Annotated in this window: 14 protein-coding genes; 8 read left to right on the top strand and 6 right to left on the bottom strand. The window is 63.9% G+C overall.

Going from position 1 to position 12,204, the window contains the following annotated elements; genetic code table 11:
* On the bottom strand, positions 1-282 hold a 282-nt coding region (locus SX1_RS15480; RefSeq protein WP_026149812.1), incomplete at its 3' end, for a LysR family transcriptional regulator.
* A gap of 117 nt (positions 283-399) precedes the next feature.
* On the opposite strand from SX1_RS15480, the gene SX1_RS24550 reads away from it, so the two are divergent.
* The 6 genes from SX1_RS24550 to purC all read left to right on the top strand — a co-directional run bounded on the left by SX1_RS24550 (position 400) and on the right by purC (position 5,693).
* On the top strand, positions 400-558 hold the full coding sequence (locus tag SX1_RS24550) for a hypothetical protein (RefSeq protein WP_019053725.1): 159 nt from the start codon (positions 400-402) through the stop codon (positions 556-558).
* A gap of 97 nt (positions 559-655) precedes the next feature.
* A complete protein-coding gene (gene otsB, locus SX1_RS15470) occupies positions 656-1,366 on the top strand; it encodes a trehalose-phosphatase (protein WP_019053724.1) in 711 nt (236 codons plus the stop codon).
* A gap of 28 nt (positions 1,367-1,394) precedes the next feature.
* Complete coding sequence (locus SX1_RS15465; protein ID WP_254908053.1) at positions 1,395-3,239, top strand: glycoside hydrolase family 15 protein; 1,845 nt, start codon at positions 1,395-1,397, stop codon at positions 3,237-3,239.
* Complete coding sequence (gene otsA / locus SX1_RS15460; protein WP_019053723.1) at positions 3,236-4,642, top strand: alpha,alpha-trehalose-phosphate synthase (UDP-forming); 1,407 nt, start codon at positions 3,236-3,238, stop codon at positions 4,640-4,642. The genes SX1_RS15465 and otsA overlap by 4 nt, the downstream gene beginning before the upstream one ends.
* Positions 4,643-4,651: 9 nt before the next feature.
* Entirely contained in the window at positions 4,652-4,783 is a 132-nt protein-coding gene (locus tag SX1_RS24860; protein ID WP_017182323.1) for a hypothetical protein, read from the top strand.
* A gap of 127 nt (positions 4,784-4,910) precedes the next feature.
* Entirely contained in the window at positions 4,911-5,693 is a 783-nt protein-coding gene (gene purC, locus SX1_RS15450; RefSeq protein WP_017182324.1) for a phosphoribosylaminoimidazolesuccinocarboxamide synthase, read from the top strand.
* 97 nt (positions 5,694-5,790) lie between these two features.
* Here purC and SX1_RS15445 read toward each other — a convergent pair whose 3' ends face one another.
* Together SX1_RS15445 and SX1_RS24545 are read right to left on the bottom strand one after the other, a co-directional pair.
* Positions 5,791-6,543 (bottom strand): sulfite exporter TauE/SafE family protein, encoded by a 753-nt coding sequence (locus SX1_RS15445; RefSeq protein WP_019053722.1) that lies wholly within the window; start codon positions 6,541-6,543, stop codon positions 5,791-5,793.
* A 48-nt stretch (positions 6,544-6,591) separates the two neighbouring features.
* Complete coding sequence (locus SX1_RS24545; RefSeq protein ID WP_019053721.1) at positions 6,592-6,741, bottom strand: hypothetical protein; 150 nt, start codon at positions 6,739-6,741, stop codon at positions 6,592-6,594.
* A gap of 163 nt (positions 6,742-6,904) precedes the next feature.
* Between SX1_RS24545 and purS the strand changes: the two genes are divergently transcribed.
* A complete protein-coding gene (purS, locus tag SX1_RS15435) occupies positions 6,905-7,138 on the top strand; it encodes a phosphoribosylformylglycinamidine synthase subunit PurS (protein WP_017182327.1) in 234 nt (77 codons plus the stop codon).
* Positions 7,139-7,141: 3 nt separating this feature from the next.
* Positions 7,142-7,816, top strand: coding sequence for a phosphoribosylformylglycinamidine synthase subunit PurQ (purQ, locus tag SX1_RS15430; protein ID WP_019053720.1), 675 nt, complete (start codon positions 7,142-7,144; stop codon positions 7,814-7,816).
* A gap of 51 nt (positions 7,817-7,867) precedes the next feature.
* Here the strand turns inward: purQ and SX1_RS15425 are convergent, their stop codons facing one another.
* The 3 genes from SX1_RS15425 to wecC all read right to left on the bottom strand — a co-directional run bounded on the left by SX1_RS15425 (position 7,868) and on the right by wecC (position 12,066).
* Positions 7,868-9,973 (bottom strand): GumC family protein, encoded by a 2,106-nt coding sequence (locus SX1_RS15425; RefSeq protein ID WP_019053719.1) that lies wholly within the window; start codon positions 9,971-9,973, stop codon positions 7,868-7,870.
* Complete coding sequence (locus tag SX1_RS15420; RefSeq protein WP_019053718.1) at positions 9,973-10,668, bottom strand: polysaccharide biosynthesis/export family protein; 696 nt, start codon at positions 10,666-10,668, stop codon at positions 9,973-9,975. The genes SX1_RS15425 and SX1_RS15420 overlap by 1 nt, the downstream gene beginning before the upstream one ends.
* Before the next feature lie 102 nt (positions 10,669-10,770).
* On the bottom strand, positions 10,771-12,066 hold the full coding sequence (gene wecC / locus SX1_RS15415; RefSeq protein WP_019053717.1) for a UDP-N-acetyl-D-mannosamine dehydrogenase: 1,296 nt from the start codon (positions 12,064-12,066) through the stop codon (positions 10,771-10,773).
* Positions 12,067-12,204: the final 138 nt, after the last annotated feature.

Here is a 12,204-nt window from a genome sequence, read left to right as displayed (position 1 = left end):
GCCGACCATCGAATGATCCTGCGCCAGAGCGGCAAAGCCCTGCCGCATCTGGTCGAAAGCGCGGATGATGACCGGCGCGATTTCCCGTCCCTTGTCGGTAAGAAGCACCCGGCGGCCAGCGCGCTGGAACAGGCTCAGCCCCAGCCGGTCCTCCAGCAACTTGACCTGATAGCTGACCGCCGCCTGGGTCATGCCCAGTTCCTGCGCGGCGGCGGTGAAATTTTCGAGCCGGGCAGCGGCTTCGAACACCCGAACGGCGGAGAGCGGAGGCAAGGCGGACATGGCTTTCCATAAGGGGAGCTTATTATCACTGTCCATGCTTTTGTTGGATGTCGTTACGGAACAGGCGCATTGGTCGCTTCGCACACATGCACCATTTCAATCGAAAGGATCGCGACCATGCGCGACCAGTATGACGCCCGATTGTGGACGGACCATCATCGCGAAGCCAGCGCCGGGATCGACCGGCTGATTGCACGGATCATGCAGGCATTTCGCGTGCTGCATTCAATCCATTGGTCGGCCCCCTGGTCCGACGACAGCCGGTGCGGCGCGTAAAAACGACAAGGGGCTACACAACAGGGGTTGCGAATTGGCGGTAAAGCGCCACTTTGCGCCCGTGTCAGATCATCCCCTCCCCCCGCCCCCGCCCGCCTTGTTGACCGACGCGGCGCTGTTCCTGGATTTTGACGGGACGCTCACGCCCATTACCGACACCCCCGACGGGGTGATTGTGGATGATGGACTGGTGGACTTGCTCCTGGCACTGCGGGAAAGGCTGGACGGGCGGCTGGCGATCGTGAGCGGGCGGTCGATCGAAACGCTGCGCACCCTTGGCTTTGCCGACTTCCTGCTGGCTGGCACCCATGGGCTGGAATTTGCCCGCCCCGGCGGCGCCGTCGCCGCGCCAGCGCGCCTCGCGGCAATCGATGATGCCGAAGCCGCCTTCAACGCCTTTGCCGCCGACAAGCCCGGCGTGCTGGTCGAACGCAAATCGATCAGCGTCGGGCTGCACTATCGCGGTGCCCCCGTCTGGCAGGATGCCGCGCATGCGCTGGCGCGCCAATGGGCCGATCAGGACGGTCTGGCGCTTCAGCAGGGCAAGATGCTCTATGAATTGCGGCCCGGTGGCGCGGACAAGGGCAGCGCGGTCCATGCACTGATGGCGCAAGGGCCAATGGCGGGCGGTGTGCCGGTCTTTATCGGCGACGACGTGACGGACGAGGAAGGCTTTGCCGCCGCCACCGAACTGGGCGGGGTTGGCATATTGGTCGGACCCTCGCGAAAAACGCGAGCGGCATATAATTTGGAACAGGTTGCCGCCGTCAGGCATTATCTGCGAGAGGGGGTTGCACGGCTCGCATGATCCGTGCCCCCTCGATTTGCCAAAAAGCATGAGGGGCAGTGCGATAAACAGCAATACTCACCCAATATTGGGCGGCAACGCCCGCAATTTGGACCTCTGGCCGATTGGCAATTGCCAGGCATCGGCGCTGATCGATCGGGCCGGTCGCATGGTATGGGCCTGCGTTCCCAGGGTCGACGGCGATCCGGTCTTTTCCGCGCTGCTCGACGATGCTGATTGGGATGATGACGCCGCGATCGGTTTCTGGGCGATCGAGCTGGAAAATTGCGTTGCGGTGGAGCAATATTATCTGCGCAACACCCCCGTTCTGGTTACGCGGCAGAGCGACACGCAGGGCAACGTCATCGAAATTTTCGATTTCTGCCCCCGCCACAAGCATAAGGGCCGGATGTATCGCCCGGTCGCCTTCGCCCGGATCGCGCGTCCGGTGGCGGGATCGCCGCGCATAAGAGTGCGCCTGCGCCCGACGACGGCCTGGAATGCGGAAAAGGTGCCGATCAATTACGGCTCCAACCATATCCGCATGGTCCTGTCCTATATGGCGATGCGGGTGTCGACCGACGCGCCGATCGGCCTGATCGCGCAGGAAAGCTGGTTCCGGCTGGAGCAGGACGCCCATTTCTTCATGGGGCCTGACGAAGGATTTTCGGACGCCTTGCGCCCGGCGCTCCAGCGGATGCTGGACGACACGGTGGAGGAATGGCGCCTGTGGGTGCGCGGCCTCGCCATCCCGGCGGAATGGCAGGAAGCAGTCATCCGGTCCGCTATCACGCTCAAACTGTGCCAGCATGAAGAAACCGGCGCGATCGTCGCGGCGCTGACGACCAGCATCCCCGAACATGCCGATTCGGGTCGCAACTGGGACTATCGCTACTGCTGGGTGCGCGACGCCTATTATACCGTCGAAGCACTCAACCGGCTGGGCGCTCTGGATGTGCTGGAAACCTATCTGGTCTATCTGCGCAACATCGTCGATGGCGCAAAGGGCGGGCATATCCAGCCGCTTTACGACGTGCGCGGCAACGCCACGCTGACCGAGTGGGAGGCGGACGAACTGCCCGGCTATCGCGGCATGGGCCCGGTGCGGGTCGGCAATGCCGCCTACAGCCAGATCCAGCATGACGCCTATGGCCAGATCGTCCTGTCGTCGGTGCAGGGCTTTATCGACTGGCGGTTGCTGCGCATGGCGGGCCATGCCGATTTCGAGGCGCTGGAGGCCGTGGGCGAGCGAGCCTGGAGCGTCTATGACAAGCCGGATGCGGGTTTGTGGGAACTGCGCAATCGCACCCATGTCCACAGCTATAGTGCAGTGATGTGCTGGGCGGCGTGCGACCGGCTGGCCCATGCCGCGCTGGCGCTGGACCTGCCCCTGCGCGCGGCGCACTGGCAGAACCGCGCCGACACTATGAAGGCGCGCATCATCGATGCGGCGTGGCGAGAGGACAGCCAGGCCATATCGGCGAATTTCGAGGATGATTCGCGCGACGCATCGCTGCTGCAACTGCTCGACCTGCGTTTCCTGAGCGCGGATGATCCCATGTTCACCGGCACATTGGCCGCGCTGGAGGCGGATTTGCGGCGTGGTAACGACATGCTGCGCTACAGCGCGCCCGATGATTTCGGCGAGCCGGTGACCGCGTTCAACGTCTGCACCTTCTGGCTGATCGAAGCGCTGCATCGCACCGGCCGCACGGAAGAAGCCCGCACCCTTTTCGAAGAGATGCTGAGCCGACGCACCGCCGCAGGATTGTTGTCCGAGGATATTGATCCTGTGACCGGGGAATTGTGGGGCAATTATCCTCAAACCTATTCGCTCGTCGGCATCATCAACTGCGCCGTCTTGTTGAGCAAACCCTGGAGCGTGATGCGATGAGTCGCCTGATTGTCATTTCCAACCGCGTGTCCCGACCCAACAAGTCGGGCAATCAGGGCGGACTTGCGGTCGCGCTGGCGCAGGCATTGCGGGAAAGCCGGGGGACATGGATCGGCTGGTCGGGCGAAATTACCGATAATTTCACCGGCCATATCGGCTTTTACGAGGATGACGGGGTCAAGACCGCGACGATCGACCTGGAAGAACAGGATGTCGACGAATATTATAACGGGTACGCCAACAAAACGCTGTGGCCGCTCTTCCACTTCCGCATTGATCTGGCCGAATATGCCCGCGATTTCGAGGGCGGCTATAACCGGGTCAACCAGCGCTTTGCCGATACCACCGCGCCGCTGATCGAGCCGGAGGACGTCATCTGGGTTCATGATTATCACATGATCCCGCTGGGCCAGATGCTGCGTGACCGCGGCCACCGCAACAAGATCGGCTTTTTCCTCCACATCCCCTGGCCACCCACGCGCCTGCTCGTGTCGCTGCCCCATCACAGCAAGCTGGTCAGCACCTTGTTCGCCTATGATGTCGTGGGGTTCCATACCGAAGAATGGCTCGAATCCTTCCGCCATTATGCCGAGCGGGAGATGGGTGGCACGGTGAACGGCGATTTCATCACCGTTGGCGACCGGACGATCCAGGCGGTCGCTTGCCCGATCGGGATCAACGCGAAGGAATTTGCCGAAGCAGCCGAAAGCGAGGTTGCGCAGAACATGCTCCGGCAGATACGCGCCTCGCTTCAGGACCGCTCGATGATCGTCGGCGTCGATCGGCTGGACTACAGCAAGGGGCTGGAGGAACGGTTCAACGGCTATGCCCGCTTTCTGAAGGACCATCCCGACCAGCATCGCAAGGTTTTGCTGACCCAGATCGCGCCGCCTTCGCGCGGCGAAGTGGAAAGCTATCAGCAGATACGTGCCGCGCTAGATTCCCTCGCCGGGCGGATCAATGGCGAATATAGCGATGTGGACTGGACGCCCATCCGCTACGTCAATCAGGGTTATCCGCGCGACAAGCTCGCCGGCATTTATCGCAGCGCCAGGATCGGGCTGGTCACGCCGCTGCGCGATGGCATGAACCTGGTCGCCAAGGAATATGTCGCGGCGCAAGACCCGGAGGATCCGGGCGTTCTGATCCTGTCGCGTTTTGCCGGTGCCGCCATGCAGCTCAAGGACGCGCTGCTGATCAATCCCTACAGCCCGGAAGAAATGTCCGACGCCATCCTGCGCGCGCTCGCCATGCCGCTGGATGAACGCAAGCGTCGCTGGCGCGCCATGATGGATAGCGTTGAAAAGCAGGACATCAGCTGGTGGCGGCAATGCTTTACCGGGCGGCTGATGGCGGTGGATCGCGATACGGCGCGGGTTGAGCCGGAGGCTGCGGACAGCTAACAACGGCGCATGATCGATGATGATGATGAGCCGCGCGGTTTGGCCGCAACCTTGCGCGCCCGATCAGGCGTCATCATCGGCGCGATCGGTATGGTGGCGTGGATGGCGTTGCTATGGGCGATGTTCGGCGACGTGCTGTAAAAGCCGCGCCAATTGCACCCCCGCCCGCTTTGTTCTATGGGCGAGGCCCAAGCAGCCCCGGCACCCGCTGATCCTTCTCGATTCGCGATTGTCGGGGCGCAGTATTTTTGACCAGACAGGAACGCGCATGGCCCGTCGCCGCCAGATTTACGAAGGCAAGGCAAAGATCCTTTATGAAGGCCCGGAACCGGGCACGATCATCCAATATTTCAAGGATGACGCAACCGCCTTCAACGCGCAGAAGAAGGGCACGATTTCCGGCAAGGGCGTGCTCAACAACCGGATTTCCGAGCATATCTTCACGCTGCTCGGCCAGATCGGCGTACCGACCCACTTCATCCGCCGCCTCAACATGCGTGAGCAGCTGGTGCGTCAGGTGGAGATCGTGCCGATCGAAGTGGTCGTGCGCAACGTCGCCGCCGGATCGCTCAGCAAGAAGCTGGGGATCGAGGAAGGCACGCAACTGCCCCGCACGCTGATCGAATATTGCTACAAGGATGACGCGCTGGGCGACCCGCTGATTTCCGAAGAGCATATCGCCTGCTTTGGCTGGGCGACGCAGGAAGAGATGCACGACATTGCCGACATGGCGATCCGCATCAACGACTTCATGTGCGGCCTGTTCGCCGGGATCGGCATTCGCCTCATCGACTTCAAGCTGGAGTTCGGTCGTCTCTATGACGGCGATTACAGCCGCATCATCCTGGCCGACGAGATCAGCCCCGATGGCTGCCGCCTGTGGGACGCTGCGACCAACGAGAAGCTGGACAAGGACCGTTTCCGCCGCGATCTGGGCGGCGAAGTGGAAGCCTATCAGGAAGTGGCGCGCCGCCTGGGCCTGCTGCCCGAAGGGCTGGACACCACGGTGCTGGACCTCGACACGCATCGCAAGAAGCGCGAGAAGGAATAAGTCCTTCGATCCGCCGTCATCCTGACGCAAGTCAGGATCCAGAGTTGGCGCAAAGCCGCCCTGGATGCCGGATCAAGTCCGGTATGACGGTTATGGGTCACGCCATCAACGCATCGGCGACCAGCTTGATGCCCAGCAGCACCATCAGCACGTAGATCAGCGTGTAGAAGCGGGCGGCATCCACCCGCCGCACCAGCGCGACACCCGCCAGCGTCGCAACGATCGCGACCGGCAGCAGCATGGCGGTCGCCGTCAGATTGCCGCGCGTGAATTGCCCCAGCGCGGCATAGGCGGGCACCTTCATCCAGTTCATGACCGCGAAGGCGACCGCCGTGGTTCCGACCAGCACGTCGCGCGGCAGGCGCCTGGGCAGCACCCACATCTGGAATGGGGGCGAACCGGCATGGGCGATCTGGCTGGAAAAGCCGCTGGCGACGCCCAGCAGCATGCCCACCCAATCGGGCGATGTGGACGGCAACACGATCGCCCCGCCCCGCTCGACCCATAGCCGTTGTAGCCCGAACACTATCGAAATCACGCCCAGCGCACCCAGAACCGTGCTTTCATCCACTTGCGCGGCAAACATATAGCCAATCGTCACGCCGACCGCCGCGCCGGGCAGCATCACCCGCAAGATATGGCCGTCCCAGCTTTTCCGGAATGCCCAGACGCTGACGGCGTCCTGCACGATCAGGATGGGCAGCATTATGGCCGCGCCGCGTACCGGGTCCACGCCCAGCGCCATGATCGGCATGGCCAGCGCGCCGACCCCGGCAAAGCCGCCTTTGGCGAGGCCCGATATGGCCACGGCGATGAAGGCGCAGGCGTAATAGAGATAATCGGGGTCCATAGCGCTCGCCTAGCGCAAGGGACAGGCAATTGGCATTGAAAAAGACGCTCAGCGACTGGCGCGATAGCCGATCGTCAGGCCCAGGCTGAAGGTCGCGAGCAGGGCAAGCTGCACCTTTCCATGCGGGTCGTCATAGCCCACAATCTGTTGCCCCCAAGCGAACAGCCCGACAAACATCGCCAGCGCCACCCCGGACATGCCCAATGCTCCCCCCGGATTTCTGCGCAATGACAGTATCGGATGAGATGCTAACAAAAGCATAATGGCTTGCCACCCCGCCACACCGGGACTAGGGGAGCGGCAAAGTCGATCCCCCGGACCGCACGGTTCGGCCCTGTCCGTCTCAAGGAGTTCGCCGCTCATGAAAGCCCGCATTTTCGTCACCCTCAAGGGCGGTGTCCTCGATCCGCAGGGCCGGGCGATCCACCATGCGCTGGAAGGCCTGGGCTTTGACGGCGTCAATGACGTGCGCGCGGGCAAGTTGATCGAACTGGACCTGGCCGATGGCACCAGTGACGAGGATATTGACGGCATGTGCCGCAAGCTGCTCGCCAATACGGTGATTGAAAACTACCGCATCGAAAAGGTCGCCTGAGCCATGAAGAGCGCCGTCATCGTCTTTCCGGGCAGCAATTGCGACCGCGACCTGGCGGTGGCGTTCGAGGCTGCGGCCGGTGCGAAGCCAGTCATGGTGTGGCACCGCGATACCGAACTGCCCGACGACATCGACCTGATCGGCGTGCCGGGCGGCTTTTCCTATGGCGACTATCTGCGGTCCGGCGCCATGGCGGCGCGGTCGCCGGTGATGCAGGCGGTGGCGCAGGCGGCCGATCGCGGCGTGTTCGTGCTGGGCATCTGCAACGGCTTTCAGGTGCTGACCGAAAGCGGCCTACTGCCCGGCGCACTGCTGCGCAATGCCGGTGGGCATTTCGTGTGTCGCGACGTCGCGCTGACCGTGGACAATGCGCAGAGTGCCTTCACCAGCCGCTACGCAGCGGGCGAGACGATTTCCTATCCGGTCGCGCATCATGACGGCAATTATTTCGCCGACGACGCGACGCTCGACCGGCTGGAAGGCGAAGGCCGGGTCGCGCTGCGCTATGCGGAGAATGTCAACGGTTCGGCGCGCAACATTGCGGGCATATTGAACGACAGGGGCAATGTGCTGGGCATGATGCCGCACCCCGAACGGGTGATCGAGGCTGCCCATGGCGCGACCGATGGCAAGCGCCTGTTCGACGGCCTGGTCGAAGGGCTGATGGCGCGGGCCTGATGGCGATTTAACACAGCCTCCGTTCGTTTCGAACGGATATTTGCATTTCCCTCACCCGCCGCGGTGATAATCATATTCCATTGCCCGCCCCTGCTGCTTGGTCAGGATCGCGCCGATGATCGTGCCGCCTGCCCGGCGCAAGCGGTCCACGGCGGCGCGCAGGCCACCATGATGATTACGCCCCCATTCGACAACGAGCAGGCTGGCCTGCACCCTGCCCGCCAGCAGCAGCGTATCGGTCCCGCCCAGGATCGGCGGGGCGTCTATCAGCACCGTGTCATAACTGTCGCGCACGGCCAGTAGCAGCGCTTCGAATGCCGGGGTCGCCAGCAGTTCGGCCGGATTGGGCGGCACCGCGCCACAGGGGAGCAGCGCCACGCCAGACGTGCCGGTTTCCACGATAACCTCTTCGGCGCTGGCCTGCCCGGTCAGCAACGCGCTGATGCCGCGACCGGCGGGCAGGCGGAACAGGCTGTGCTGGACCGGGCGGCGCATGTCGCCATCCACCACCAGCACCCGTTTGCCCAGGCCCGCCAAGGCCAGAGCCAGCGCATGCAGGGTCAGCGACTTGCCCTCCCCCTCCTGCGCGCTGGTGACAAGGATCGAGCGCGGCAGGCCGTCCGCCGACGCCAGCAGCAGCGATGACGCAAGCGGCGTAAAAATATCGACCGGCTGCGGGGCGTCGCCCGTCACCGGCACTGACCCCAGCAGCGGCAGACCGACCCGTTCGGTCAGCGTATCGGCGGACGTTACAGCATCATCGAACATATGCCGCGCCGCGACCAGCAGCAGGCCCAATGCCATCCCGCCCAGCGACGCCAGCAGCAATGTCATGCCGATGCGCGGTGAAAAGGGCCGGGTCGGCACGGCTGCGCGATCGAGCGGCTGGATGCGACCGGCCTGAAAACCCGCCTGCGACGCCATGTCGCGATAGCGCTGGAGCAGGCTGTCATGCAGCATCCGGTAGGTATCGACCGATCGTTCCAATATGCCCGTCTGCACGTCGCGCCCGCGTTCGGCCTGCGCCTGCCGCTCCAGATCGGCGATTTCCGCCGCAATCTGGGTTTCGCCATGCACCGCAACCTCATATTGTTCGCGCAGCGACGCGCGAATGGTGTTGGCCATCGCCTCCGCCTGATCGTCCAGCGCCGCCAGACGGGCGCGCGCCTCGCGCATGTCGGGATGGGCATCCTTGCGGAACTGCCGTTCCTCGACAATGGCGGCGCGCGCTTCGGCACGGCTCGTCATCAGGCTCTGCATCGCGCCATTGCCCAACACTTCGGGCAGCGTTTCGGGACTGGCGCGACGTGCGCCCTCCCACCGCTTCTGCGCCGCGATCCGATCCGCCAGCGCCTGCGCGCGATAGGCGTTTAACTGGGCGAGACGCGCGGCGATCGTGCCTTGCGGCGGGCTCTGCCTATCATCGCCATCATCGCTCACCCCGCTGGTGCGCGCGGCATAGACCGCCAGATCGCGCTCCGCCCGCGCCAGATCCTTGCGTGCCCCGTCCAGTTCGCCCAGCAGGAAGCGGCGCGCCTGCACGCCCGATTCAAAGCCGCGCTTCAGGTCCGCACGGATCAGGCTGTCGGCATAGCTGTTGGCGACGCGCGCGGACAGGACCGGGTCCGCACTAACGAAGCTGATGCGCAGAACGCGCGACTTGCCGGGCAGATCGACCTCCAGATTGTCGCGAAGCAGGCGCACGACCATATCCTGTTCGACCTGCCGCTGGGTCAGGCTGCCTGCGCCTTCGGTCGGGCGCTTGCGGTCCATGCCCGCAAAAAATGTAGGGGTGCCGACCAGCGCCAGATCGCGCGCGACCTCTTCGGCCAGCGCCCGACTGCGCAGCACTTCCAGTTCGGTCTGCATCAGCGATTCAATGTCGCCCGGCGCACCATGGGTCGCGGCCTGCGCATTTGACCCAGCGGCGCCCGCGGGCACGTCCTGCACCTCGACCGATGCCGTGGCACGATAGTCCGGGGTGGACATCAGGATGATCAGCGCGCCCGCCAGCAGGCACAACGCCATAGTGACGAACAGGATGACGCGATGGCGGCGCAGCACGGCCCAGCCGTGGCGGGTGGCGGCCGCGAAACGGGCGGCGCGGCCCTCGCCCAGCACGATCCCGTCAGACGCGATGGTGTCCGGTCCGCTCATCAATTCTTCCCGTCCAGGGCAATGAACCCGGCGGCCAGCGCCGGCGCGGCCAGCAAGGTGCCGCCCAATATCGCCTTCGCCCGCGACAGGCCGACAATGATCATATCGCCGGGCAGGATTTCGGGATCGGCCGCCTTGCCCCGGCGAATAGCGGCAAGATCGAACATCGCGGCCTGCCGTTCCCCGTCAATCTGCCGCACGACAATGATTTGCGAGAGGCTGGCGAGCCGGGTCGGGCCCTTGGCCAGCGTCACCGCCTGGCTTAGCGTCAGACGCCCGTCGACCGGAAACAGGCCCGGCTCCCGCACTTCCCCGTCCACCGTGATGCGGCGGCCGACCGCCTTCTTCACGAATATGGTGACTTGCGGCGACACCAGATAGCGCTGGCCAAGCCGATCGGCGATCAGGTCCGCCGCGTCGCCGGATGACAGGCCGGCAACCGGCACATCCCCGATCAGCGGCATCCGCACCATGCCATCCGCGCTCACCTGCGCATCCTCCAGCGACAGGTCCGGCTCATGATAGACCTGAATGCGCAGCACATCGTCGGGGGACAGGCGATAATCCGCGCCGATGGCGGGCGCTGGCGGAATGATCGCATAGGCCTCGTCACCGCGCGGTGCCTGCTCGACGCTCGCGCAGGCAGACAGCAACGCGCAACCGCTCATCGCGGCATAGATCTGCCTGATGGTCATCTGCACTTCTGCCCCCTTATGGCCCGATTGAGGCCGGGGGGTAGCGGCGCGGCACGACGAAGGCAACCACGGGCGCGACGGGTCGCGCCCGATGGCCGGTCCTCAGACGGCGATACGCCCCGGTGCCGGTTCGGCGAAGCGGCGCGGCTGATCGGGCCAGATGCCGCGGGTGTCATAAACGGCCTTGCCGACACGTTCATCGACGGGGACAGATTTGAACATGTCATGATCGACAAGAATGACGAACACGCCACATTGTTCCAGAGCCGTATCGAGATCGATCAGTTCCGCGTCCGTCCCGGCAAATTCCATCGGCAGGGCATGGGCGTAGGGTTCGACCAGCTTGATCCGGCGACCATAGCGACGGGCCAGCCGAGCGGCGACCTTGACTGCCGGGCTTTCGCGGAAATCGTCGATATTCGCCTTGAACGCCAGGCCCAGGCAGGCAACATCCTCGCCAGCAAAGGCATCGATCATGTCAGACGCCTTGGCCACGACATAGTCGGTCTTGCCGTCATTCACTTCGCGTGCGGTGCGGATGATGCGGGCATTTTCCGGGTCGCCATGGACGATGAACCAGGGATCGACCGCGATGCAATGACCGCCGACGCCGGGACCGGGGGAAAGGATATTGACGCGCGGATGGCGGTTGGCCAGCCGGATCACTTCCCACACGTCAATGTCCATATTCTCCGCGATCACCGACAATTCATTGGCAAAGGCGATGTTGACGTCACGAAAGCTGTTTTCGACCAGCTTCACCATCTCCGCCGCGCGGGCCGTCGTGGTGATGCACGCGCCGCGCACGAACTGGCGATAGAAGCCCAGCGCCTTGCGCGCGCAACGCGGCGTGATGCCGCCGATGCAGCGATCATTGTCGATCAGCTCGACCAGAATACGGCCGGGCAGAACGCGCTCCGGGCAATAGGCGATGGCGATGTCGCCCTGCACGCCCTTGCCCGGCATTTTGAGGTCGGGGCGCATCGTGCCGATGACATCGCGCATCGCTTCGGTCGTGCCGACAGGCGATGTGGATTCCAGGATCACCGTGTCGCCCGCCTTCAGCACCGGGGCGATCGTGCGTGCGGCTTTCAGGACATAGCTGATGTCGGGCGCGCGATCTTCCGCCACCGGGGTCGGCACGGCGATGATGAACACGTCGCTTTCCTCGACCTCCAGGCTGGCGCGCAGATTGCCGCGCGCGACGACGCCCTGCACCAGCCCGTCAAGATCGACTTCCTCGATATGCACCCGGCCCGAATTGACGGTTTCCACGACATGGGCGGACACATCCACGCCAACCACCTGCGCGCCGCCACGGGCGATCAGGGCTGCGGTCGGCAGGCCGATATAGCCAAGGCCGATGACGGAAACCTTCTGCTTGGTGTCGACGGGCATGAGCAGGCAGTCCTTATGAGGCTAAGATTTGCCGCAGTTTCTGCCCGGAAATGCTGAAGATTTCGGTAACGGTGGCACCAAGATCGACCTTCTTCCCCTGGGGGAGAAGGATATGGAGCCTTACCGCATCCGAAGGAT

The organism is Sphingobium xenophagum NBRC 107872, from assembly GCF_000367345.1.
GTDB classification, from domain to species: Bacteria; Pseudomonadota; Alphaproteobacteria; order Sphingomonadales; family Sphingomonadaceae; genus Sphingobium; species Sphingobium xenophagum.
The sequence above is the reverse complement of the archived record's forward strand: the minus strand, read 5'-3'. Positions and strand labels throughout refer to the sequence as shown.